Origin of the sequence: Paenibacillus marchantiae (assembly GCF_028771845.1) — a bacterium.
Classification (GTDB): Bacteria; Bacillota; Bacilli; order Paenibacillales; family Paenibacillaceae; genus Paenibacillus; species Paenibacillus marchantiae.
In genome coordinates, this window is sequence record NZ_CP118270.1 from 4569836 (window position 1) to 4594373 (window position 24538).

The following is a 24538-nucleotide window of genomic DNA, read 5'->3' on the forward strand; positions in this document are numbered from 1 at the left end:
TTAAAGAGAGGGCATCCGAAATACGAATTATTGGTCAAATGTACCGTAATTTCTTCAAAGCTCCTCCGGAGGATTTTCTTCTTCTATAATAAATGAAAAAGAGCCTAAGGGGGAATTCATATGTTAACCATCGGTTATATTGGCAATGGCAAAAGTACAAATCGTTATCATCTTCCTTTTTCATTGAATCGGGATCATTTGAAAGTAAAAACGATATACGCCCGTCATCCGGAGAAAACAGAGTGGGAGAAGGCTCCTGGTGTTCTGTATACAGATGATCTTGCAGCTTTAATGAATGACGATGACATTCAGTTGGTCGTGGTCTGTACACATACCGAATCCCATTATGAGTATGCAAAGAGGGCACTTGATCACGGAAAACATGTACTTGTTGAAAAACCTTTTATGCTGACCAAAGAAGAAGCCGAATCCATTTTCCAATACGCCAAAGAAAAAAATCTCTTGATTCAATGTTATCAGAACCGACGATATGACTCGGATTTTCTGACGACCAAGAAAGTGATTGAATCAGGAAAGCTTGGCGATTTGCTGGAAGTGGAGATGCATTACGATTATTATCGACCGGAGATTCCGAATGCTACCACCCATTTTTCCAAATACAAAAGTTATTTATACGGGCACGGTGTTCACACCATTGATCAGGTATTATCCTATTTCGGGCAACCGGACAAGATACATTACGATGTTCGTCAATTACTGGGTCCTGGCAGAATGAATGATTATTTCGATCTAGACTTTTATTATTCTTCGCTGAAAGTATCAGTCAAATCCAGCTTTTTCCGCTTAAAGCCACGCCCGAGTTTTGTAGTATACGGCAAAAAGGGGGTATTCGTAAAACAAACTGAGGATCGTCAAGAGGAACATCTGAAGTTATTTTACCTTCCCAAAGGACATCCCGATTTTGGTAAGGATATGCCTCAGCACTATGGCGTACTGACGTATCTGGATGAAGAAGGAATCTATTATGAAGAAAAAGTAACTTCTGAACAAGGCGATTATGCAATAGTGTACGACGATATCTATGAAGCCATCAACCATGGCAAAGAAAAAGTGATTCAAGACCAAGAAACGATCGCGGTTATGGAAATATTAGAAAAAGGTATGGAGGAGTGTAACTAATATGAAACTCGGAATTGTCGGAGCTGGAATGATTGTAAAGGATCTATTGAGCTTTATTCATGAAATTCCAGCGATTACCTTGGAGGCCATATGTTCCAGACCTAGTCATCTGGATAAATTGCTGACTCTGCAAGAGCAGTATGGAATTGCTCGAATACATTTAGAATATAGCGAAATGATTACGAATGATGAAGTGGATACGATCTATATCGGGCTTCCGAATCATCTTCATTATGCATATGCCAAAGAAGCGTTATTGGGCGGCAAACATGTTATCTGTGAGAAGCCGTTCACTTCCAACCTGCAAGAATTTCTTGAACTTAAAGAGATTGCACGGCAAAAACAGCTAGTGTTGGTCGAAGCCATCACAAACCAATATTTGAAGAACTATTTGTCTATGAAGGAGAATCTGCGCAAACTGGGTGACATCAAAATTGTGGAGTGTAACTATTCCCAATATTCATCCCGCTATGAGGCTTTTCAGGCTGGAGAAGTGCTGCCAGCATTTAATCCGGAAATGTCTGGTGGAGCCTTGATGGATATTAATTTGTATAATATTCATCTGGTCGTAGGGCTTTTCGGAAGCCCGAAGAAGGTGGAATACTGGGCCAACGTGGAACGCGGAATTGACACTTCAGGCATGTTGCTTTTGGACTACGGTGAGTTCAAGTGTGTTTGCATAGGCTCCAAAGACAGCACAGCCCCCAATGCAATGAACATCCAAGGGAATAAAGGATATATCCATATGACGAGCTCGGCCAACAAATGTGAATCCTTTGATCTTGCGCTTCATAAGGAAACGCCGATTCGGGTAGATATTAAGGATCATCCTCATCGCATGTATGACGAGTTTGTTGAATTCGAGCGTATGATTCGTGAACAAGATCTGGAGAAAGTCACAGCTATGCTTGAGCATAGCGAGAAGGTGATGGAGGTTATTGAACAAGCCAAACAATCTGCCAATCTTGTATTTGGACCTGATCGATAATATATTTTGAAATTTCAGAATGATTGTATTGTAACTTTTTGTGCACTTCCCAAGATGACTGTGTTAAAATGCGGTGAAAGATATAAGAATTCATGTGTCAGTGAACCAATAACAGTCTTCTTGGGGAGTATTTAATGATAACGATTAAAGATGTAGCAAAGTTAGCGGGTGTCGCGAGTTCAACCGTGTCCTATGTACTCAACGGCAAAAAACATGTAAGTGAGCACACAAGACAGAAAGTACTTGCAGCAGCAAGTGAGCTTAATTACATCAAGCATGGAGCCGCATCCGAATTAAAGCGAAAAAACACACAAACGATTGGTGTTATTGTTCATGATATGTCCGTCCCCTATTTTTCAGACTTGGTGAGTGGGATTGAATCCAGCGCCATAAGTCAGGGATACGACTTGATCGTATGCAGCTCTTTAGGCGGAGAGCGATCGACAGCTGCACGCTTTATCAGGGAGAGAAGGCTGGACGGCGTGATTGTAATCGCTGAAAATATTGAAGATGAGTTGTTGTTGCAGGCTGCCGAAACGGGATTTCCTATTGTAGTGATGGACCGGGAACTCCATAGTGAGCATATTGTAAATGTTCTGATGGATGATGAGCAAGGTGGTTATATGGCAACCCGTTTTCTTCTGGATAAAGGTCACCGCGCAATAGCCTATATTAGCGGGCCTTTAAGTTCGGATTGTAATCTGATGCGATATCAGGGTTATCTGAGAGCTATGCATGAAGCAGGGGTGGAAGAGAATGAGAATTGGAGACTTGGCGGCCAATTTCTGAAAACAGGTGGCTACAACGCAGCCAAGTTGCTAATGGAGGGAGAGCTTCCAACGGCAGTCTTTTTTGCGAATGATGAAATGGCCATTGGTGGCTTAGAGGCATTTAAAGAACACCAGGTTTCCATACCCGAAGATCTATCCATTATTGGATTTGATAACATACATGTAACCGAATACTTAAATCCACCTCTTACGACTTTTCGACAACCCAAAACAGATGCAGGCTCCTTTGCTGGACATGTACTCATTCAAATGTTAAAAGGAGAAGCTGTTGAGTCTACTTATAGGATCAATATACAGTGTGTCGAGCGAGACTCTGTTTCGCAGATGATCCTTTCTGAACCATGAGTGCACATACATTTTCAATGAACAGCCCTACAGCCCTAATCACGGGGCTGTTTTTCTTTTTGTAGAAACCATCCATCACATTCGCCATATCTGACACTTGTCTTAAAGTCACAATGTTGACAAGAGGAGAACTCTCCGTTTAATATTTAATAGAGGTTAAGTGGAGAACTCTCCTCTTATCCTTTAAGTACGCCATTTTAGATAATGGTTCAAATTGTTCGCTTCATAATAACAATCTGAGAGGATGGATTGAAGATGGTATTGATGAAGAATAAAGTAGTCATTGTTACAGGTGCAGGAACCGGCCTTGGTAAAGCTGTGGCGATAAAACTGGCTGAAGAGGGAGCACAAGTTGTTTTAGTTGGACGTCGAAAAGAAAAATTGCAGGACGTGGCACAGATCATAAAAAACTCAGGAGGCCAATCTTTGATCATTCCTGCGGATATAACGGATCAGGATGACGTTCAGCGCCTCCGTGACCAAGTGCTGGAGCAGACAGGACGGATAGACGTATTGATCAACAACGCAGGGGGTACAGGTGCGCACATCCCCATTCATGATATGACATTGGAAACATGGGATGATAACATCCGCCTCAATTTATATAGTCCATTTTTGGTGACCAAAACATTTCTTCCAATCATGAGAGCTCAGCATTATGGACGCATTGTATCCATTACTTCCATAATGGCCAATCTGAACTATCCGGGATTCGGGGCATATTCAGCTGCCAAAGCCGGGCTGGAGGCATTAATGAGAACGATAGCAATTGAGGAAGCAAAACATGGAATATTGGTTAATATGTTCGATCCGGGCAATTTGAGAACTGAACAAAATCCAAGGGGTGAGAAGGAACCGAATTCAGTTGTTGATAAAATTGTTAATCTCGCTTCCTTGACGGAAAACGGCTCCAGTGGAGAAGTTGTTAGAGCACTAACGTAGGTTAGAGAAGCCCAAAATGCATTGAATTCCGTTTCCTGTTATTCTATTATTAAAAGCTAAAAAGGCGGGACTAATTCATGTCCATGAGAAACGGAAAGATAATGAAAGCACCACAAGGACTGGAACGTGCACCAGACAAACAAGGAAGCTTAAAGCAGAATGGGTTATCCGTCATTCAATTCTGTTTACACACACAAGGGACAACAGGCTCCTATTTTCTGAAAGATCATATGTTGTTGTTCGTTATATCAGGCATCTACACGGTTCGATTCATGGATCAGGAGTACACTGTACGCAGTAATGAAATGGTGTTTCTTCACAAATCAATTCGCATTGATTACATAAAGTCGGGTGAACAAGGATCGGAGTTCATACTGGACTATATGATGTTTTTCCTGAACGAAAATATGCTTGCGGAGTTTATTCAGTTTTCTGGCTTCAAACCGACGGATACCGTGAATGAAATCATGCCGGTGTCCATTATTCCGGTCAATGAACTCACTCGCTCTTATATAGCGTCATTGAAACCCTATTTCGAAAATCCAGATGAGGTAAAAGACGGTCTGATCCGCCTCAAATTCATGGAACTCCTGTTTCATCTGGCGCAGGCCAACGATCATTTCTTACACCAACTTCTGCTACCGAATCATGATAAAAACAGTAACTTCGGCAAAATAATGGAGGAGAATATCACCAATCCCATCTCCATAAGTGATCTGGCTTATTTGTCCGGCAAAAGCCTGTCTACCTTCAAAAGGGATTTTCAGGACCTCTACCACACTTCACCCTTGAAATGGATTCGTAATCAGAGGCTGGATAAAGCCAAGAAACTGTTGGCCGAGACGTCTCTGTCCGTTACCGATGTCTGTTTCTCAACAGGTTTCGAAAACGTTGCTCATTTTTCCAAAGTGTTTAAGCTTCAGGTCGGGCTTCCGCCCTCGGAGTTTAGACAGCAATGCAAACGAAGCGAGGGAAAAACAACATAAAGCCAGCTTAATCGGTCCATACTTTAAGCATAAGTGACTATGTACCACTGTTGAGTAAAGCGCTTCGCGATAAAATATCGTGAAACGCTTTTTTTCATTATTTGAGACAAATGAGCTAAATAAACAAATCCAATGAGCTTAGCAGCAAAGAAATGCATCTATTTTCTTGTTATTCTTGTCTCATGCGTTACAACGTTGTCTCAACCTAAATGTCTGAGGAGGATTAACCAATGGAATATGTGAAATTAGGAAAGACAGGCATGGAAGTATCTCGACTTTGTCTTGGCTGCATGGGATTTGGTGAACCAGGGCATGGATTTCATCAATGGGTGCTGGATGAAGAGAATAGTCGTCCCGTCATTCAGAAAGCCTTGGAGTTAGGTATTAATTTCTTTGATACAGCAAATGTATATGCAGGCGGAACAAGTGAGGAAATCCTCGGTCGGGCTCTCAAGGACTACGCTAATCGAGATGAAATTGTCCTTGCAACAAAAGTGTTTTCCCGCATGCATGATGGTCCGAATGGCGCCGGACTTTCTCGAAAGGCAATTATGAGTGAGATCGACAAGAGCCTCAAGAGGCTGGGAACGGACTATGTGGATTTGTATCAAATTCACCGCTGGGACAACCATACCCCTATTGAAGAGACCATGGAAGCATTACATGATGTGGTGAAGGCAGGGAAGGCAAGATATATTGGTGCATCTGCCATGTCAGCGTGGCAATTCCAAAAGGCTTTGTATGTTGCCGAGAGAAATGGATGGACCCGCTTTGTATCGATGCAGAACCACTATAACCTGATCTACCGTGAAGAGGAAAGGGAAATGATGCCTCTTTGTCAGGAAGAGAAAATCGGAGTAATTCCTTACAGCCCACTTGCTTCTGGCCGGTTGACCAGGGATTGGCAGGAAACAACACAACGTTCCGAGACGGATCAGGTTCAAAAGGCCAAATACGATGCGACAGCCAGCACCGATCAATTGGTGGTAGAGCGGGTTGCAGAAATCGCCGAAAAACGCGGCGTTCCCCGTGTACAAATCGCTCTTGCCTGGTTGCTGCACAAGAATCCGGTTACGGCTCCGATAATTGGCGCTACGAAGACATCCCATCTCGAAAATGCAGCTGAAGCTCTGTCGATTGCATTAACATCAGAAGAAATGGCGCGCTTGGAAGAGCCGTATGTACCTCATCCGGTATATGGACTTAATGTTGGATTTAAGTAATGTAAGAAGAAGAACCAATCCGGAAAGCGGATTGGTTTTTTTGAGCAGAACAACAGAGAAAACAGACTAATTCTTTCTTTGTTGTTTGATCTCATTACTCGAATTCCGAAAACCCTTAGGCGTTTGGTTTTGATGTTTTTTGAAAGACTGAATGAAGTTATTTACATGGTTAAAACCAACCCTATGAGCTATTTCAGTTACTGTATAATCGGTTGAAATTAATAACTCCATGCTCTTTTTGATCCGGTACTTAATTAAGTAATCATACGGTGTCATATGAATGGTCTTCTTAAAACTCCGTGTGCACTCCGAGATGCTCAGATGTGCTGTATCAGCAATTTCTTGCAGGGTAATATTCGTTGAATACTGCTGATGGATAAAGCTGAGCATGAGTTGAAGGCGCTCTTGCTGAAGTTTTACATATTTGGGCGCCTCCTCGGAGGAAAGCGTAATATTATGAATCAATATTAGCCACAATTGTACGGTTTTAATGGAAACCTCATATTCCCATCCCCATTTTTTTTTCATATCAAATCTCTTTTTCATATCCCATAACATATCTAGCACAATCTGTTGCCATTCTACATCGCCCTTGATTACTAGCGAAACCAGGGCAGAGTCCGTATAAGGTAATACATAATTTTTCTCCATGGCACTATCCGCGTAGAAGGCTAATAGCTTTTCAGGGAAATTAAAGCTCACATATTGTCCGTTGTGGGTCAGATGCGTCGTAACATGCAGAACTCCCTTATTAATTAGGATAGCTTGACCAGCCAATAGCTCATGATCCATACCGTTTACCTGTATAACTAACCTTCCTTGAGTAACCAATGTAATCTGTAGTTCTTCATGCCAATGCAGGTCATTAAATCCTCTACCTTCAGGAATAATTTTCTCGGAATTAGCTGTGTACATAATGTATGGAAATGAAGCATCAGGGAAAAGGATCGTCTCGTGAAGCTGCTTTGACATTTAAATGTATCCTTTCGAAGATGATATTTATATATAATATAGCGATATTATTACACAATTAAAACATTAACGATGATATTATTATATCCAATCTTTGTTTTATCACTATAATCCTGTGCACAGAATTTGGATAGAACATGTTGAAGGAGCAAGTTTAGAAATGAATAAATCGTTGTATCCGCCTCATCCGTACATGCTGCTATTTATCAGCATTTTGTCCATCTCAATCTCTTCCATATTGATAAAGTCCTCAGAGACGCCAACCTCTGTAGCTGGGATGTACAGATTGTTCATAACCGTAATACTAATGCTTCCTTTTGTACCTTGGAAAAGTCTTCGAAACCTTAAGATGAACAAAAAAGATTGGAGTGTTGTGTTGTTAGCCGGACTCTTTCTCGGGTTACATTTCTTATTTTGGATGGAGTCATTGGTGCATACCTCTGTTGCAAGTTCCATGGTCATTTTATCGTTGCAGCCCTTATTTGTAATGGTCGGGTCATACTTCATCTTCAAGGAACGAGCAAACATGGTTACCATCCTATGCATGGTCACTGCTCTTGCAGGATCAGTCATTATCGCATGGGGCGACATCGGGGTGTCAAGAGAGGCACTGATCGGAGATGGATTATCTTTATTAGGTACAATCGCGGTTTCGGCATATATGCTTGCTGGACAAAAAGTAAGTCATAAAATCAATGCAAATGTGTACAGCGTTATTGTTTTCTTCCTTGCGGGAAGTGTCTTGCTTATCTACAGTCTATTCAATCATATCTCCCTGACCGGATATAACACTTCAGATTGGATGTATTTCTTGTTGCTTGCCATAATTCCAACCATCTTTGGACAATTACTAATTAATCTATTATTGAAATCTTTAGGCGCAACGACTTTATCTGTGGGTATTATTGGAGAGCCTGTTCTTGCCATCATACTCGCCTTTGTATTTCTGGGAGAAACCATCTCTCTGTTTCAGTTTATAGGCGGGATGCTGACCGTACTCGGCATGGGGGTTTATTTTTGGGCAAAATCATTGCCTTATACCACTTCTAACGTTTCTGAGTATCGAACTTGACATGAATTTACAGGAATTATTCTAACCATTAGACAAGTAGAAGAGGAGAATATATATATGGCTACCATTGATGATTTTTTGAAACTGGATATTCGCGTCGGAACCGTTACAAAAGCTGAGTTTTTTGCAGAAGCGAAAGTGCCTGCGATCAAACTTGAGATTGATTTTGGGCAAGACATTGGAATAAAAAATTCTAGTGCACAAATTACTAAAAGATATGCCGCCGAGGAACTGATCGGGAAACAAATCATAGGGGTAGTCAACTTTCCACCGCGCCGGATAGCCGGGTTTAAATCAGAGGTATTGGTTCTGGGAGGAATACCCGAAAAAGGGGATGTCGTTCTGTTAAAACCAGATATCAAACTGCCCGATGGAACTCCGATTGGATAATAGCTCGTTTTGTCATATTGGCGTAACAGACAACGGGTAAGATTGCTATCGAGGTGATTGACTTTGAAGAAAATATCAACCAAATCGAGTTGGCCTATCGGAAAAAATGTTTTACTCTCAGCGGCCATTTTGATTGCACTAGCTGGATGCAGTTCTAATTCAGCTTCTCCAAAGCCATTGGAGATTTCAGGGATGAACAGCAGTCAGGAGGAGAAGGAGGCCGTTCCTTCGGAGAAAATGAGCTATTGGAATGAACAGCGAAAAGGGACTAATTTTATGAACTCCACATCCCTCCCTGACAACTATGAAGCAGCCAAGGAACAGGGCATAGAGTTTGTACGGCTTGCGCCCGATAAGTGGAGTAAGGATCGAGATTTTTTGTTTAACGACAAGCCAGATGCCAATATCAACGCAGATTTTTTGATAGGCAGCTCGGATAAGTACGAAGGTATCGTGGAAGAAGATTTTGCCCGACTCAAAGCGGATCTGGACGCCGCGGAAGCTAAAGGGATGAAAGTGATTATTACGGTGCTTAGCTTACCAGGAGATCGTTGGCGGCAGTTCAACGGGGCCAAAAATGATGATCGGATCTGGAATGATACTGAATATCACAAGCAGGCCGCTCAGTTTTGGAAGGATCTTGCACAACGATTGAAGAATCATCCTGCCGTCATCGGCTATAACCTGATTAATGAGCCTCATCCGGAAACGGGTACGGGTTTTCATGACTTCTGGACGCAGGATTATTCAGAGTGGTATGCCAAAGTGGAACATACCGCAGCTGATCTGAATTCACTCTATGACACGATAACCAAAGAGATCAGGACGGTAGACCAGACAACGCCCATCATTCTGGATTCGGGGCTCTACGCAACACCTTGGGCTTTTACGTATCTGAAACCGATTGATGATCCTAATGTGCTGTATGCTTTTCATATGTATGAGCCTTATGAGATGACAAGCCAGAACAAGAAAAAAGGATTTACGTATTCTTATCCGGGGAGCGTAAAGGTTGGAGATGATAAGACTGAAAAAGAGTTTAACCGTCAGACTCTGAAACAATTTGTCGAGCCTGTCGCCAAGTGGGCTTCTGATCATAACATACCTGCGAACCGGATTATAGCTTCGGAATTCGGAACGAACCGAATGGTTCAAGGTGCAGATCGATACATGGCGGATCTAATATCTATCTTTAATGAATACGGATGGCATTGGGCTTTCTATGCATTTCGTGAAGATACATGGGATGGGATGGACTATGAATTAGGCAGTGAGAAGCCCAACTGGAAGTATTGGGATGCTATTGAAAAAGGAGAGCAGCCAGCACGCGGTACGGCAGACAATCCGATTTGGAATGAGATCAAGGAAAGCCTGACGAAGTGAAATGGAGAAAGATCACCATTGCAATATTGCTTGTTCTATTAGGAATCGGCTGTTATGCAAGGGAGATTGAACCTAAAGCTCTGGCAGTAACTCGCCTGGATATCGTCAATGAATTTGTGCCAATATCAATGAATGGAATTCAAATTGTGCAATTCTCTGACACCCACTTGGGTCCCGATTATTCGGTGGATCAGCTTCAATCTTTAGTTGATCGTATGAATCGTCTGAATCCAGATATCGTGGTGTTCACTGGAGATTTAATGGATCATTACACACGCTTTGGCTCGGAAAATAGAAAGAAAGCACAGCGAGTGTTAGCGAAAATAAATGCCCCTCTCGGAAAATATGCGGTTTACGGAAATCACGACAGGGGAGGCGGCGGCAGCCAAAAGTATAAGCAATACATGGAGGACGCGGGATTTACCGTATTGGTTAATGAGGTGCATACGATCCGTACCGCCACAGGGGATAAAATAAACATAGCCGGACTCGATGATTTTTTGCTTGGAAAGCCGCAAGTTAAGCGTACGCTGCAATCGCTCCGTAAAGAGGATTTCAACCTGCTACTCGTTCATGAACCTGATGTTGCGGATCAATTGAGCGCATATCCGATTGACCTGCAGCTGTCCGGCCATAGCCATGGAGGGCAAGTCAGAATTCCTTTGATCAAACCGCTTATCACAACTGCATTAGCTCACAAATATGTCGCAGGACTATACTCCTTGCAAGGCCAAAGCAAGCCGCTAAAGCTATATGTCAACCGAGGAATTGGAACCACCAGAATGCCTCTGCGCTTCTTCGCAAAACCGGAGTTAACCGTGATCCGTTTGACTGCCGCAGTAAGCTGATGTTAACTAAGTAAAGCTCCACTCAGGGCAGATGCAACCTAGAATGCAGAACAGCCTCCGAAAAATTATTCGGGGGCTGTTCTTGATTTGAAGTTCATTCTGATGATGAATTCTGGAATAACTAGCAGCAAAGCAATAGAGCCATAAATACTTACAGTGTAGCTTGTAACATAAGCCAACCCGAATCCCAGATGAAAAAGGGAAGTGATGAGGTGAATCAACATGTTCGTGAAGCAAAAGGCATAACTTCGAATCATCCAGTTCCGGTGTTGAACCATTCGTTTCTGTTTAATTTGAATGAGAGCGGTAATCGTAATGAATAGCCAGATGATATTAAGCGCATTGAAACCGATACTGCTTATTTTCCCTCCAGTAGCGTAAGGGGCCATATAACCGGAAGTCAGTACAACAAGCGCTACGGACACAATGTAAACATAACCATTTATACGGTGGAACCTGCGGCTCTTTTCAAAAATCCGATTAGAGAAGTTGAGTAACCCAGACACCATGGCCAAACATGCAAACGCAACATGAACGTACATGACATTCAGCCAGATCGGAAGATGAAGCTCACGCTTCGAACCGGTCTTATGGCTTAAAAAGCTTGAAGCTTCAGGGTCTATCCAATAGTTCTTCACTAGAGCATACACAAAAAAGAAAATACTGACGCAGGCCAGCCATCCGTATAACGTTCCTCGTTTCTTCATATCAAACTACAACCCCCGAAACTCTTTTTTGTGCACATAGCTAACCAGGCTAGTTTATTCGTTTTCCTGTTAATTTGGAAGCAGGAAGAAGGCCAGCCTTAGCGATTCCATTCATTTGATCTCCATCCACGGCAACTTCGAATTTCAGATTCAAACGCATAGGTTTAGTAATTGACAGGCTCCAGGTCAACTTGTTGTCGCAGAGTACAGGGTTCATAAATGGGATTGTTTCGTTACCTTGTGTTGCTGTGCCCTGGATCACATCAGAAATTGTCTTTATGTAGAGTTTGACCTCCAGTTTACCGACAGGTGTAGCGATTGTTGTGTCCCAATTCCCATCAAAGACGGTTGTCTGAGTGTTCTCATTAAGCAGTATGCCAGAGGTCACTACCGTTTGATTCATTACAATGTTCGGTTCGTTGTCCGTCAACGACTTGTGAGTGGTGGGCGCAATGCCCTTTGCTCTCCAAACGGTTCCTCTACGCTCATACTCAAACAACTGCTCTATCTCGTGTGCGATACGTGGTCCCAGTTCACGTTCGACCAGATACAACGCAACATCAAGCCCCGAGGTCACACCGCCGCCAGTAACCAGATTACCATCATCCACTACGCGTGCCGGGACAGGAATTGCCCCAGTCGCACCAAGTAAATCCATACCCAAACGATGTGTTACAGCAGATCTTCCTTCCAGGAGTCCTCCCATAGCTAACAAGAGGGAACCACCGCAGACTGTAGCGACTAAGATGTCTTTGTGGTCGAGAGCTGTCTTGATCATTGTAGTCAATTCCGTATTCATGGCTTTACCAAGAATGGCAGGAATCGAGTCTGGACCATCTCCTTCAACATTACCGGCTGCACCAGGCACAAGTATGATACCCCCACGTTCCGGGTCAAGTGTGTTGTTCGCTTCAATTGTCAAACCATTCATACCACTAGTCACTGGTCTTGGACCTTCAGCCGTGACCATCTCTACTCTTACGGCGTTGTCGGTATGCATGGAAGCGGCGCAAAATACTTCGTAAGGTGCAACGGCATCCAATAGGTCGAAGCCATCAAATAACACGATTTGAACAGTTAACATTTCATCCATCCCCTTATCTTTAAGTCGTCCGTACTCACAGTTAGAATCGTAACAAACGAATATCTCAAAGGAAGTCCTAAAAAGGTCACAAAACGATAAACAAATCATCACAGAATTTAGTCTCGACTTGGTAAAGGAAGAAAAAATGATAAACTAGATGGCAGAGGTGGGATAAGCATGAGTATGTATCATACGATACTTGTTGTAGATGATGATCAGAGCATCGTCGAGCTATTAAGGGACTTTCTAGAGAATGACCAATTTCACGTAAAGACTGCTTGTGATACGGAACAAGCTTGGGCCATACTGCAACAGCATTCCATAGATTGCATTGTACTGGACATTATGATGCCGGGACAAAACGGATTTGAGCTATGCCGTAGAATTCGAGGGGACAGCAATGTTCCAATCCTTTTCTTGAGTGCTCGCAGTGATGATGTGGACAAGATCCGTGGCCTTACGCTCGGAGGAGATGATTATATCGTCAAAACGGCTTCGCCTGGGGAAATTGTTGCCAGAGTGAAAGCCGTGTTACGGCGCACTACTTCCAGGCAACCCATGAAAGGGAAGATCTTAGATTATGGACGCATCCAGTTAAATCTGACTGCAAGAGAAGTCCTGGTCGAAGGGGGAAAAGTCGAGCTTACACCTAAAGAATATGAGTTGTTGCGATTATTTGCGGAGCACCCGAGGCAGGTTTTCTCCTACGAACAACTGCTTGCAAAGTTTTGGGAAGGTGTAGGCGACAGGCATACCATTCGGGTTCATCTTAGCCGGCTTCGCGAAAAAATTGAATCCGATCCAAACCACCCACAATTCCTCATCAACGTGTGGGGAGTAGGATACCGTTTTGAGGGAGTGTAACATGAGAAAACTCCGTATTCGTACATTTACTATGCTTTGTTTATTCTTCTTGCTTACATTGCCTTGGATCTTTTTTGTCACGGCTCACTTTATGGACACTCAGTCGTTTAGCATCTCTACAAGCCAACAGCAAAATGAAACGCTGCAAAGACATCTCAGTGAGATGATCCACATGATTGAAGTTGGTACGGATAAATGGACGGATACCGGTTGGCAAAACGAACTTCATACTGAGTTGAGCAAAGCAAAGATGGATGTGGAGATTGAATCTGCGTCCAATGCGGAAATATATCGTTCCAGCCCGAAGCGTCACAGTCGATTCTCGTCGACCGAACAGTTCTCTGTCATAAAGGATGGGGAATTGCTGGGGAGGGTTGTTCTTTATCTGCCTAAATCCAACGGAGTTCCAATGATTGCTGCATTTTTCGGACTGCTGCTTTCTTTCTTTGTGGTTGGAGTTGAAATGAGAAGATTCCTTCTTAAACCTCTTGAGAAAATGAGCAAGGCGGCCAGAAAAATTGCAGCAGGACATTGGGAAGTCCAATTACCTAAATCCAGAATCACGGAAATTGCCGAAGTCCGTGATGGATTCGAAGTTATGGTGAAGGGGCTTGAACAATCCCACCGTAAACAAGTGGAGCTTGAGGAAGAACGCAGATTTGTCACCGCAGCCGTTGCACATGATTTACGCACACCGTTGTTTGCCTTGCGGGGGTATTTGGATGGATTGGAACAAGGAATAGCTCAGTCACCGGAGAAGGTCACCCGATATATTGCCGTATGCAAAGAGAAATCCGCTCAATTGGATCGATTGGTTGAGGACCTCTTCACTTTTACAAAAATGGAGTACTTGGAAAGTGAACTTAACACAAGAACGCTAGATTTAACACAGATCCTCCGAAGGTCGATAGAGAGTGTGAGTCCACAAGCTGAGCAGAAACATATTTCTATCTTAAACCAATTAACTGACGGTTGTTTTATTAACGGAGATTCGTATGTATTGGAGCGTGCGATGAACAATATATTGGAGAATGCCGTAAGATATACGCCATCAGGTGGCGCAATAACAGTCCGATGCTGTAAAGACGGCAAGAAAATCAGGTTTACAATCCGTGATACTGGACCTGGTTTCTCTTTCGAAGAATTAGAGCGCGTTTTTGAACCTTTGTATCGTGGGGAAACGTCTCGAAGTCGTGCAACTGGAGGCAGTGGATTAGGATTAACGATCTCACAACGAATGATGAAGCAACATGGAGGCGAACTTATGGTAAGTAACCACCCTGACGGTGGAGCAGTTCTGACAGGATGTTTACCGCTAACTGACCCGAATTAAAAAGATTTGAGCGGTCCTTGTCTCCTAAGATTAGGGTATGTTATTTAACGCATATTATGATGGATTTTGACTTCAGACTGGAAGAGAGGTAAGCCTTATCCCAGCTTCCAGTCTGGATATCACGATATTATGCTTGATTTGTTAACGTGTTAGTTATAATATGTTCATATGTTTAAACTCTTAAACGTAATGGAGTGATTTAAATGCAAGCCATGGTAATTGAGAAATACGGGAAGAATGTTCCCTTGATACAGAAAGAAATGCCTATTCCTCAAATCGGAGATCATGATGTATTGGTGGAAATCCATGCAGCAAGCTTAAATCCGATTGATTTTAAAATAAAAGAGGGCAAGGTAAAGCTCCTGCTGAATTACAAGATGCCATTGATCCTTGGAAATGATTTTTCCGGTGTTGTGGTCAAGGTAGGTAAACAGGTAAACGCTTATAAACCTGGAGATGAGGTATATGGAAGACCTCGTAAAGACAGAATTGGAACTTTGGCTGAATACATTGCTGTCCATGAAGAAGACATCGCGCTGAAGCCCCAAAACTTAAACTTTGAAGAAGCAGCATCCATACCACTGGTCGGTCTTACGACATATCAAGCCTTTTACGATATTTTGAACCTTCAGAAAGGCCAAAAAATATTGATTCACGCAGGATCAGGAGGGGTTGGCACGTTCGCCATCCAGTTGGCCAAATTAATGGGAGCTTATGTTGCCACTACTGCCAGCGATAGAGGTTACGCATTGGTCCAATCCCTTGGTGCCGATCGTATTATCAATTATCGTAAAGAAAATTTTGAAGAAATGCTGTCGGGATATGACGCGGTGTATGACACGATAGGAGGCGAGGTGCTGGAAAAATCCTTCCAAGTACTTAAGCCGAATGGGAAAATAGTATCTATTTCCGGTTTGCCGAACGCGAGATTCGGGCGAGAAGCCAACTTAGGCTGGTTAAAGACCACACTGCTATCGATGGTGAGCCATAGGATTACAACTCTTGAGAAGAAAAACCAGGCAAGATATCATTTTCTGTTTATGAAACCAAGCGGGTTGCAATTAGAGCGAATAAAGGGTTACTTGGAGGAAGGTCTCATTAAACCGGTGATTGATAAGGTTTATAATTTCAAGGATGTCGGGCAAGCATTTCAGTATCTTGAAGGTGGAAGTGCCAAAGGAAAGGTCATCGTTAAAATGAAGTGAAGTGTTTAATGGAGGTGGATACCGTTCTTGTCCGAATGGAGGACAAGAACGGATACTATAATTCTCTTTATTTTATCGGTATCCAGATTTGTGGCGGCTTTTGAGGACCTGGATATACTTCAAGTTCAGGTATACCCGCATGCTTGTAAGGGTTGGAAGGAAACCATTCAGAAATAATCTGCTTCCATAAACGCTGCATACTTTCTGGCATTGGACCTTCAACTTCAAAGACACTCCATTTAGAAGCTGGAATTGTGAAGGATGATAATCCTTCAGGTACTTCACCATCATACGACGTAGCAATCCAGTATTCCATCTGCTTCTCCTGAATCTCGTTCTGATCCACACAGACGCCTAGCAATCCTTGAATTACACCATTATTCAAATCAAATAAACGATCTTCTGTACCACTCGTATACGCATCCTGCCACATTTTGGCTATGCCTCGTAAGTTTTCCCCATCAATATAAGAGAAAGCCTGCTTTATCCCTACTAATGTAAACGCAGCTTGTTCAACAATTCTGTGATTCATCGGTTCTGCTCCTTTTAGACTTAATTGAATAACCAAACGATTATACGATTTGATAGAAGTACTCTTCTTACGCGCTTCACTGGGGGCAATTCCGTGCTGCCTCCGAAAAGCTTTGGAGAAAGATTCAGGAGTGTCATAGCCATACTTGAGCGCCAGATCAATGATTTTGTGATCACTCTGTATAAGTTCATTTGCTGCCAATGTTAATCGTCTTCGTCTGATATATTCGGCTACGGTAACATCAGTTAATAAGGCAAACGTACGTTGAAAATGAAAGGGAGAAATATGAGCTTGTGCTGCAATTTGCTCCATTGTCATATTTTCGAGTAAATGTTCTTCCATATATGCAATAGCTAGCTGTAATGATTCGATCCAGTTCATACGGTTAACCACTCCTTGATTCCTATAATAGATAAAGACTGATTCAAAAACCTGTCATTATGTGCTTTCATTTGTCCGGTTAGGGAAAGAGGGAGAGGGAAACCCAATACACACGAAAAAAGATGACCCCCTGATAAATGCAAAGGCCATCTTTTGGCAAACGAAAAAAAGAATTGAACGAAAAATAACGCTATGATATAATCGTTAGCGCCATTGACAAACAAAATTAAAGTATGTACTTATTTTTATCCCTACTTTAATTTTACATCTGGAATTTTGATTTGTCAATGCTCTTTTTCATCCAAAAATAGGAAAAGGAGTGGTTAGAGAGATGCAAACAAAAGATTGGCAGCTGGAACAGGAACGGCTGGAGTCTGTAAGGAACAAACTGCAGGCCAAAATCGCAGAATTGGAGCCAAAGGTTGCCGGAATGCATGACCAGGCTACGGAAATTCGCAAGCGCTTTTGGGAAGAAGTTACGATCAACACTAGCACCCACGAAGATTTCGAAGAGACCTTCTACACCATTAACCAGCAGTCCGCGGTATTGGCCGAGCGGGAACGTGGTCACATGCGGTTGACGCAGCAATGGAATAACATGAAACGTTTGCTCCCATCCCCTTATTTTGGCCGCATCGACTTTCAGGAGAAAGGTCTGGCCCACACCGATCAGATCTATATCGGCGTATCTTCTTTTGTCGACCAAGATGGATTGAGCTTTCTGATCTATGATTGGCGTACACCGATCGCGAGCATGTACTACGATTCTTCCCCCGGTGTAGCGTCCTATGTGACGCCGATCGGAAGAATCGATGGCACAATAGAGCTCAAACGGCAATTTCAGATCCATAACGGAGAAATCCGCAATATGTTTGATGCAAACGAGACGATTGGAGACCAATTGTTGCAGCAAGTGCTCGGAAAAGGTGCGGATTCACAAATGAAAAGCATCGTGGCAACCATTCAGAAGGAACAAAACGCCATTATCCGTAATGACACAAGCCGAATGCTTATCGTACAAGGAGCAGCGGGTAGCGGTAAAACTTCGGCAGCCTTGCAGCGAGTGGCGTACTTATTGTACAAACACCGCCAGACGATCAGTGCTGATCAGATCGTCCTTTTCTCACCGAATCCGATGTTTGGCAGTTATATTTCCACTGTCCTTCCGGAGCTCGGTGAAGATAATATGCAGCAGACTACTTTTCAACAATTTCTCGACTATTGGCTCGGCTCTTCGTTGCGTCCGGAGGATGTCTTTGATCAGATTGAATATGTACTGACCTCGCATGAAGCTCCGGGCTATGAGGCTCGGCTTCAGGGGATTGAATATAAAGCCTCCGATGCTTTTCTGCAAGCCTTGCAGAATTATGGAAACTGGTTGGGGCAGGAAGGCATGCGATTCAACAGCATTCGGTTTCGAAATCGTGATTTGATTACTGCGGAGCAAATGAGAGCCGAATTTTACGGTTATGATCGTTCCCTGCCCTTGTTAAATCGCGTTGTACTCTTACAGGAGTGGCTGCTGAAAGAGCTGGCTTCCCTGGAACGTATGGAACGTGAAGAATCATGGGTACAGGAAGAATTGAATTATCTCGACAACGATCAGTATGCGGATATCTTCGAAGTACTGCATAAAGATAAGGAAGTATTTGATATCGCGGAACAGTACGCCCAAATTCGTGAGAAAATAAGCAAGAAGCGTCGAGAAGATGAAGGTGATTTTGACTTTGCCCAGAAGGAGGAGGAACTGCTCGGCCGCAAGATCGTGAAAGAACGGTTTAGCCCACTAAGAAAAGGTATCAAGAAATTCTCGTTTGTTGATATCAAAGGCATATATGGCGAATTGTTTGTTGACGAAGCCACTTATCGGGAGAAAACGAATGCTACGTTTATCCCCTCGCTATGGCCTGAGATATGCAGTCAAACCAAGGAAAGCCTGATCCGGAACGAGTTGTTCCATGAGGATGCGACGCCCTATTTGTATGTAAAAGAAATGATTGAAGGTGTCCGGACAAACACGGAAATTAAGTATGTCTTCGTTGACGAGGGTCAGGATTATTCAACATTTCAATATGAATATCTCAAAAAGCTGTTTCCTCGAGCCCGTATGACCGTGCTCGGCGATTTCGGGCAAGCGATCTTCACGCAGGCTACTAATTTGGCCGCAGCTGATTCACCATTAGTCCGTCTCTACGGTGAAGCCGAAACAAGTCTTTTCTCCCTAGTACGCAGTTATCGCTCAACGAAGGAGATCGTTGAATTTACAAGAGCGATGCTTCCAGACGGAGATGAAATTGTACCCTTTGAAAGAAAAGGCCTAAAGCCCCTGCTGACGAGAAGAAACGACAGAGAGAAGCTGGATGCACAAATGGTGGCAGATATCGCTGCGCTAAGAGCCGAGGGCTTTGATTCCATCGCTATTATTACGAAGACCGCCGCCGAAAGCCACAAGGCCCATGAATCGTTACAGATTCAAGGAGGCGAAGTGTTGCAGCTCGTTACGAAGGAAACGTTCAACTTTGAAAAAGGTGTAATGGTCATTCCTGTGTACCTTGCCAAAGGTGTCGAGTTCGATGCAGTCTTGGTCTATGATGGTTCGTCTGGAGCTTATAGCCGCGACAATGAACGCAAACTTCTTTATACGGCGTGTACGCGCGCTATGCATCGCCTTCATCTGTACATGGCGGGCGATTGGTCGCCATTCATACAGGCCTTGCCAGCGGATTTGTACGAGGAATCGGAGGCCTATAAAGCGGAGTAAACATGCCGGGTATGTCTGATCTAACAGCGTATGAGAATTGAACTACTCAAATAAGTAGCACTAGTCGCCTTTTAGGCGACTTTTTTTTGAATTTCTAAGTCATTATAGAGACGAACTTGTCAGCGATAACCTTTGGATTATTTCCATATTGTTATACTCAGCATAAATTTTATTATATGGGTGGACTAAGATTACAGTTATATAATAGAAATACGTAAACAGAAGAATAGATTGCATACATAAAGTATAGAGGAGCTAAGATCATGTTAACCAAAATGAACTTGCAGGGAAGCTGGGAGCTTCAACTGGATGAACATAAACAAGGCGTACAAGGCCCATTTGACGATACCATAACGCTGCCGAACACGACTTCTCATGCACGCAAAGGAAGAAAGAATGTTGTGGCTCACATCGGGTCTTTGACTGATGAATATGCATATGAAGGATGGGTGTGGCTGAAAAGGGAGATTGATATACCTTCAACGCTTGCTGGCAAGAAATGCAGTTTGTATCTGGAACGCACGCGCATAACCAAGTTATGGGTCGATGGTGAAGAAGTTGGAGCACAGGATAGTCTTAACACCCCCCATATATCCAGCTTACCGGAAGGGCTATCGCAGGGAGAACACACCCTCACCATCCGAGTCGATAATACGGACTATCCGACGAAAGGCGGGCATCTTACATCCGTCGATACTCAGACCAACTGGAACGGAATTACCGGGAAGCTGGAGATTCAATTTTACCACGAGGTGCATATGGGTGAGGTACAGATCTATCCCAATGCTACAGAGCGAACATTCAGAATCACAAGTACATTGTCCAAATCGATATCAGGTACTGTATTGTCCGTTACTGCGCAAACCTTCAAGCCCCTTTTAAAAGAGACACATGGATATGTGGCATCAGACAGAAATCATGTGGTGAATGAGCAAACTTATCCATGCAGCCAGGACGAAGTTCATGTGCTCTACAAGATGGGAGACGACGCATTGCTCTGGAGTGATTCAGATCCACATCTGTATGTGCTGACCCTTACTCTGTTGGGGGAACATGGCGATGTGCTGGATACAACCGAAATCATAACAGGACTGCGAGATTTTGAAGCTAATGGAGATGCTTTTACTATCAACGGTCGAAAGACCTTTCTTCGTGGAAAACATGATGGTCTAATCTTCCCACTTAAAGGTTACGCGCCAACCGATGTGGATGAATGGCTGCAAATCCTGAGTATTTCCAAATCATATGGTATAAATCATTATCGTTTCCATACATGTTGTCCGCCTGAAGCAGCGTTCACCGCTGCAGATCTGCTTGGCATCTATATGGAGCCTGAATTGCCATTCTGGGGTACAATCACGGATGAACTCGACCCACAGCATAATCAGGCTGAACAGGACTATCTTATTCGTGAAGGCTTTGCCATGCTCAAGGCGTATGGGAATCATCCTTCTTTTGTAATGATGTCACTTGGTAATGAACTTTGGGGCAGTAAAGAAAGACTGAATGCCATTATTAAAGCGTACAGAGCATTTGATCCACGCCATCTGTACACCCAGGGTTCAAACAATTTTCAGTTCACTCCGCTGATTCTAGAGGAAGAAGATTTTTACTGTGGCGTACGTTTTTCCAAAGATAGACTTTTCCGCGGCTCTTATGCCATGTGTGATGCCCCGTTGGGTCATGTTCAAACCGACGTGCCTGGTACTCTGAAGGACTACGACGACATGATCTTGCCTGATGGAACAGTTTCGGAGAGTGAGGGAATTCAAGCAGATGAATCGGAGATTCAAATTCAATATGGAACGGAAGCCAAGACCGTGAAAGCCGCTTCTGTTGAACAACAGCTCATTCCGCATCTACCCGTCATTTCCCATGAAATTGGACAATATGCCATGTATCCCAATTATGAAGAGATCGAGAAGTATACCGGATCGCTGAAGGCAAAAAACTTCGAGGTGTTTCGGGAACGATTGCAATCCAAAGGAATGGGACATCTGGCTGAACCCTTTTTCAAAAGTTCTGGAAAACTTGCAGTAGCCTGCTATAAGGAAGAGCTTGAGGCGGCATTTCGATCCAATCATCTGGCAGGATTTCAATTGCTCGATCTTCAGGACTTTAGTGGACAGGGGACTGCACTGGTAGGTATTTTGGATGCCTTCATGGATTCGAAAGGGCTGGTTACTCCTGAGGAGTGGAGGACGTATTGCTCCGATGCAGTACTTCTGGCCCGATTCGAGAAATTTAACTACAATTCGGGTGAAGATTTCAATGCCTATATTCAATTAAGGTACTACCGAACAGATTCATTGAGGGGTCAGACTGTGGAGTGGGAAATGCGTGATTCGGATCAGCGGATTGCACAAGGAAAAGACGAGATTTCCTTTGTATCTGGAGAAACTTGGTTTGAGATTAGCCAAATAAAGTTCAAGCTGCCTGATGTGAAAAAGATGACGCCAATCACTCTATCCCTGCATATTCCAGGTACCGATATTCGGAAACAATATGACCTATGGGTATACCCTGATCATGATGTGACAGCTATTGAACAAGACTATATTTATAAGGAATTGTCCGATGAAGTCATTGCCTTACTTGAAAAAGGTGAGAGCGTGCTGCTGCTCCCAACACTCGAAGATAACGACAGTTCAGTCGAAGGCACATATTGTACCGATTTCTGGTGTTATCCGATGTTCCGATCCATTTCGGAAAGCATGAACAAGCAAGTTCCCGTCGGCACACTAGGCCTTCTAATCAATAACTCACACCCTGCTTTGAAGCACTTTCCAAGTGAGACCCATTCCACTTATCCTTGGTGGCATATCGTTATGAATTCACGGTCTATTATTCTGGATAAAGTCGCAGAGAATGTTCAACCTTTCGTTCAAACCATCGATAATTTTGAACGTAATCATAAGCTGGGGCTGCTGTTTGAATGTCAAGTTGGAAAAGGCAAGCTGCTGGTTGGAGCACTACATTATGATAAATTGATTAAACAGACAGAAGGGCGCCAGTTACTTTACAGCCTTGCACAATATGTAAAAAGTGAGGACTTCCAACCGGAAGCCAAGATAGAACTGGATGAGCTTCAACAGTTGTTAGGAAAGAAATAGGTACAGTTAACGTAAAAATTATTATGTAAACTTATTTAAGTCAGTTTTATTTCTTTTTACCTTAATGACATAAAACCTCCATCATATGTAAACCGTAATGGGGTACGCATGAAGGAGGATACATATGAAAAGTCATGTGCATCAAAAAGAAGAAGAGAAACTGAGCTGGATTAGTCTTTCCTTATTTGGAGCGGGGTGTACGCTGGGAACCGGATTTTTCCTCGGAACAAGTCTGGCTATTCATTGGTCCGGTTTATACGTGCTTGTACTTTTGGTGCTGGCTGCTGCGGGGACCTATTTTGTATTTGGAGCATTAGCTCAGATGACGGCAGAAGATCCGAAAGAAGGGGCTTTTCGAACATATGCCGGTGAAGCGTTCGGCCCATGGGCCGGTTTCGGAAGCGGATGGATGTATTGGTCTTCCGAAATGCTGATCATGGGCAGTTCATTAACTGCTCTCGGATTATTCTCTCAATTTTGGTTTCCCAAGTTTCCGTTGTGGGTGTTTGTGGCAGTATACGCATGTATTGGATTGTTCATCGCCGCATTGGGAGCCAAAGGGTTAACTCAAACAGAAAATGTACTCGCAGTAATCAAGTTAGCTGCAACGGTTGCTTTTATCGCAATTGCAGCAGCGGCTTGTCTGGGCTGGTTAGATGTGAAGATTACGCCGCAGAAAATAACGAATGAATGGTTCCCTCACAAAATAAAAGGCGTGTGGACCGGGTTTATTTATGCCTTTTTTGCCTTTGCCGGGATTGAGGTCATGGGTTTAATGGCAGCCAAGCTGAAAGAACCTAAGGATGCAGTGAAATCAGGCAGAGTGATGTTATTAACCGTCAGTACGCTGTATGTTGTGGCAATTGCCTTAATCCTTCTTCTGGTTCCTGCTGCTAAATTAACACCAGACGAGAGTCCTCTCGTCAAAGCGATGTCATCAATTGGATTTACGGTCGTGGTTCATATTCTCAATGGAATTTTGATAATCGCCGGATTCTCCACGATGGTCGCTTCAATCTATGCGATTACGTCCATGTTGGTTAAACTGGGTGAAGACGGAGATGCACCGAAGATGTTTACGAAGACTTGGGGAAAAAAGAACATGCCCCTATATGCATTAGGATGTACTGCGGCTGGATTAATCCTTTCTACTCTCCTGGCATTATGGATGCCTAAGAGCCTATTCGAATATGTAACAACCGCAGGTAGCTTGGTATTAATGTATACCTGGCTTCTGATTTGCGTCACGTATATCAAGAAAATGAAGCCAACAAGTTGGAATCGCATCAAAGTGTGGATCGCCATGGTCCTTATACTTGCAGCAGTAGCTGGCACGGCTATGGAAAAAGCCAGCAGAAGAGGTCTGCTGGCCAGTATAGGTCTTGTTGTATTGATTGCCTTGATTACTTACATTGTAAACAAAGTACGAAAACCGCGACCTCCATCATCTACTGAGCCATCAAAGCCCTGAATGGGTG

At 43.3% G+C, this 24538-nt stretch carries 20 protein-coding genes and 1 pseudogene; 17 read left to right on the forward strand and 4 right to left on the reverse strand.

The window, feature by feature from the left end; translation table 11 throughout:
- The first annotated feature begins 120 nt into the window (after positions 1-120).
- The 6 genes from PTQ21_RS20755 to PTQ21_RS20780 all read left to right on the forward strand — a co-directional run bounded on the left by PTQ21_RS20755 (position 121) and on the right by PTQ21_RS20780 (position 6415).
- Positions 121-1140, forward strand: coding sequence for a Gfo/Idh/MocA family oxidoreductase (locus PTQ21_RS20755; RefSeq protein ID WP_274566980.1), 1020 nt, complete (start codon positions 121-123; stop codon positions 1138-1140).
- Position 1141: 1 nt separating this feature from the next.
- Positions 1142-2128, forward strand: a complete 987-nt coding sequence (locus tag PTQ21_RS20760) for a Gfo/Idh/MocA family protein (RefSeq protein ID WP_274566981.1) — start codon at positions 1142-1144, stop codon at positions 2126-2128.
- Between the two features lie 134 nt (positions 2129-2262).
- Positions 2263-3264: a LacI family DNA-binding transcriptional regulator gene (locus tag PTQ21_RS20765; RefSeq protein WP_072732865.1), complete on the forward strand. Its 1002-nt coding sequence runs from the start codon at positions 2263-2265 to the stop codon at positions 3262-3264.
- 264 nt (positions 3265-3528) lie between these two features.
- Entirely contained in the window at positions 3529-4206 is a 678-nt protein-coding gene (locus PTQ21_RS20770) for an SDR family NAD(P)-dependent oxidoreductase (protein ID WP_274566982.1), read from the forward strand.
- Positions 4207-4283: 77 nt separating this feature from the next.
- Positions 4284-5192, forward strand: a complete 909-nt coding sequence (locus PTQ21_RS20775; protein ID WP_072732867.1) for an AraC family transcriptional regulator — start codon at positions 4284-4286, stop codon at positions 5190-5192.
- Positions 5193-5422: 230 nt separating this feature from the next.
- On the forward strand, positions 5423-6415 hold the full coding sequence (locus tag PTQ21_RS20780) for an aldo/keto reductase (protein WP_072732868.1): 993 nt from the start codon (positions 5423-5425) through the stop codon (positions 6413-6415).
- 66 nt (positions 6416-6481) lie between these two features.
- Here the strand turns inward: PTQ21_RS20780 and PTQ21_RS20785 are convergent, their stop codons facing one another.
- Positions 6482-7387: an AraC family transcriptional regulator gene (locus tag PTQ21_RS20785; protein WP_072732869.1), complete on the reverse strand. Its 906-nt coding sequence runs from the start codon at positions 7385-7387 to the stop codon at positions 6482-6484.
- A gap of 193 nt (positions 7388-7580) precedes the next feature.
- Here PTQ21_RS20785 and PTQ21_RS20790 point away from each other — a divergent pair.
- From PTQ21_RS20790 to PTQ21_RS20810, 5 genes and pseudogenes are all read left to right on the forward strand, one after another.
- Positions 7581-7907, forward strand: a pseudogene (locus PTQ21_RS20790) (EamA family transporter); the annotation flags it as partial.
- A 6-nt stretch (positions 7908-7913) separates the two neighbouring features.
- On the forward strand, positions 7914-8459 hold the full coding sequence (locus PTQ21_RS20795; protein ID WP_244552115.1) for a DMT family transporter: 546 nt from the start codon (positions 7914-7916) through the stop codon (positions 8457-8459).
- Positions 8460-8516: 57 nt separating this feature from the next.
- Positions 8517-8849, forward strand: a complete 333-nt coding sequence (gene csaA / locus PTQ21_RS20800) for a chaperone CsaA (RefSeq protein WP_063564985.1) — start codon at positions 8517-8519, stop codon at positions 8847-8849.
- A gap of 192 nt (positions 8850-9041) precedes the next feature.
- Positions 9042-10232 carry a glycoside hydrolase family 5 protein gene (locus tag PTQ21_RS20805; RefSeq protein ID WP_072732871.1) on the forward strand — a complete coding sequence of 397 codons (1191 nt, stop codon included), beginning with the start codon at positions 9042-9044 and terminating at the stop codon, positions 10230-10232.
- Positions 10229-11080 (forward strand): metallophosphoesterase, encoded by an 852-nt coding sequence (locus PTQ21_RS20810; RefSeq protein ID WP_274566983.1) that lies wholly within the window; start codon positions 10229-10231, stop codon positions 11078-11080. The genes PTQ21_RS20805 and PTQ21_RS20810 overlap by 4 nt, the downstream gene beginning before the upstream one ends.
- A gap of 65 nt (positions 11081-11145) precedes the next feature.
- Here the strand turns inward: PTQ21_RS20810 and PTQ21_RS20815 are convergent, their stop codons facing one another.
- Positions 11146-11787, reverse strand: a complete 642-nt coding sequence (locus tag PTQ21_RS20815) for a DUF2306 domain-containing protein (protein WP_274566984.1) — start codon at positions 11785-11787, stop codon at positions 11146-11148.
- A gap of 49 nt (positions 11788-11836) precedes the next feature.
- On the reverse strand, positions 11837-12871 hold the full coding sequence (locus PTQ21_RS20820) for a DJ-1/PfpI family protein (RefSeq protein ID WP_274566986.1): 1035 nt from the start codon (positions 12869-12871) through the stop codon (positions 11837-11839).
- 177 nt (positions 12872-13048) lie between these two features.
- Here PTQ21_RS20820 and PTQ21_RS20825 point away from each other — a divergent pair, with 177 nt between their 5' ends.
- The 3 genes from PTQ21_RS20825 to PTQ21_RS20835 all read left to right on the forward strand — a co-directional run bounded on the left by PTQ21_RS20825 (position 13049) and on the right by PTQ21_RS20835 (position 16273).
- Positions 13049-13735, forward strand: a complete 687-nt coding sequence (locus PTQ21_RS20825) for a response regulator transcription factor (RefSeq protein ID WP_090949953.1) — start codon at positions 13049-13051, stop codon at positions 13733-13735.
- A 1-nt stretch (position 13736) separates the two neighbouring features.
- The gene (locus PTQ21_RS20830) at positions 13737-15068 is read left to right on the forward strand and encodes a sensor histidine kinase (RefSeq protein WP_274566987.1); all 1332 of its coding nucleotides are present in this window, start codon (positions 13737-13739) and stop codon (positions 15066-15068) included.
- Between the two features lie 203 nt (positions 15069-15271).
- Positions 15272-16273: an NADP-dependent oxidoreductase gene (locus PTQ21_RS20835; RefSeq protein ID WP_274566988.1), complete on the forward strand. Its 1002-nt coding sequence runs from the start codon at positions 15272-15274 to the stop codon at positions 16271-16273.
- Positions 16274-16340: 67 nt separating this feature from the next.
- Here PTQ21_RS20835 and PTQ21_RS20840 read toward each other — a convergent pair whose 3' ends face one another.
- Positions 16341-17186, reverse strand: coding sequence for an AraC family transcriptional regulator (locus PTQ21_RS20840; protein ID WP_274566990.1), 846 nt, complete (start codon positions 17184-17186; stop codon positions 16341-16343).
- Between the two features lie 331 nt (positions 17187-17517).
- Here PTQ21_RS20840 and helD point away from each other — a divergent pair, with 331 nt between their 5' ends.
- The 3 genes from helD to PTQ21_RS20855 all read left to right on the forward strand — a co-directional run bounded on the left by helD (position 17518) and on the right by PTQ21_RS20855 (position 24531).
- On the forward strand, positions 17518-19947 hold the full coding sequence (gene helD / locus PTQ21_RS20845) for an RNA polymerase recycling motor HelD (protein ID WP_274566991.1): 2430 nt from the start codon (positions 17518-17520) through the stop codon (positions 19945-19947).
- 263 nt (positions 19948-20210) lie between these two features.
- A complete protein-coding gene (locus PTQ21_RS20850; protein ID WP_274566993.1) occupies positions 20211-23060 on the forward strand; it encodes a glycoside hydrolase family 2 TIM barrel-domain containing protein in 2850 nt (949 codons plus the stop codon).
- 124 nt (positions 23061-23184) lie between these two features.
- Positions 23185-24531: an amino acid permease gene (locus PTQ21_RS20855; RefSeq protein WP_274566994.1), complete on the forward strand. Its 1347-nt coding sequence runs from the start codon at positions 23185-23187 to the stop codon at positions 24529-24531.
- Positions 24532-24538 lie beyond the last annotated feature (7 nt).

Excerpts from the sequence above, each read along its gene's own strand:
- PTQ21_RS20755 (WP_274566980.1), top strand. The coding sequence starts at position 121 with ATGTTAACCATCGGTTATATTGGCAATGGCAAAAGTACAAATCGTTAT.
- PTQ21_RS20760 (WP_274566981.1), top strand. The coding sequence starts at position 1,142 with ATGAAACTCGGAATTGTCGGAGCTGGAATGATTGTAAAGGATCTATTG.
- PTQ21_RS20765 (WP_072732865.1), top strand. The coding sequence starts at position 2,263 with ATGATAACGATTAAAGATGTAGCAAAGTTAGCGGGTGTCGCGAGTTCA.
- PTQ21_RS20770 (WP_274566982.1), top strand. The coding sequence starts at position 3,529 with ATGAAGAATAAAGTAGTCATTGTTACAGGTGCAGGAACCGGCCTTGGT.
- PTQ21_RS20775 (WP_072732867.1), top strand. The coding sequence starts at position 4,284 with ATGTCCATGAGAAACGGAAAGATAATGAAAGCACCACAAGGACTGGAA.
- PTQ21_RS20780 (WP_072732868.1), top strand. The coding sequence starts at position 5,423 with ATGGAATATGTGAAATTAGGAAAGACAGGCATGGAAGTATCTCGACTT.
- PTQ21_RS20785 (WP_072732869.1), bottom strand. The coding sequence starts at position 7,387 with ATGTCAAAGCAGCTTCACGAGACGATCCTTTTCCCTGATGCTTCATTT.
- PTQ21_RS20795 (WP_244552115.1), top strand. The coding sequence starts at position 7,914 with ATGGTTACCATCCTATGCATGGTCACTGCTCTTGCAGGATCAGTCATT.
- csaA (WP_063564985.1), top strand. The coding sequence starts at position 8,517 with ATGGCTACCATTGATGATTTTTTGAAACTGGATATTCGCGTCGGAACC.
- PTQ21_RS20805 (WP_072732871.1), top strand. The coding sequence starts at position 9,042 with ATGAACAGCAGTCAGGAGGAGAAGGAGGCCGTTCCTTCGGAGAAAATG.
- PTQ21_RS20815 (WP_274566984.1), bottom strand. The coding sequence starts at position 11,787 with ATGAAGAAACGAGGAACGTTATACGGATGGCTGGCCTGCGTCAGTATT.
- PTQ21_RS20820 (WP_274566986.1), bottom strand. The coding sequence starts at position 12,871 with ATGTTAACTGTTCAAATCGTGTTATTTGATGGCTTCGACCTATTGGAT.
- PTQ21_RS20825 (WP_090949953.1), top strand. The coding sequence starts at position 13,049 with ATGAGTATGTATCATACGATACTTGTTGTAGATGATGATCAGAGCATC.
- PTQ21_RS20830 (WP_274566987.1), top strand. The coding sequence starts at position 13,737 with ATGAGAAAACTCCGTATTCGTACATTTACTATGCTTTGTTTATTCTTC.
- PTQ21_RS20835 (WP_274566988.1), top strand. The coding sequence starts at position 15,272 with ATGCAAGCCATGGTAATTGAGAAATACGGGAAGAATGTTCCCTTGATA.
- PTQ21_RS20840 (WP_274566990.1), bottom strand. The coding sequence starts at position 17,186 with ATGAACTGGATCGAATCATTACAGCTAGCTATTGCATATATGGAAGAA.
- helD (WP_274566991.1), top strand. The coding sequence starts at position 17,518 with ATGCAAACAAAAGATTGGCAGCTGGAACAGGAACGGCTGGAGTCTGTA.
- PTQ21_RS20850 (WP_274566993.1), top strand. The coding sequence starts at position 20,211 with ATGTTAACCAAAATGAACTTGCAGGGAAGCTGGGAGCTTCAACTGGAT.
- PTQ21_RS20855 (WP_274566994.1), top strand. The coding sequence starts at position 23,185 with ATGAAAAGTCATGTGCATCAAAAAGAAGAAGAGAAACTGAGCTGGATT.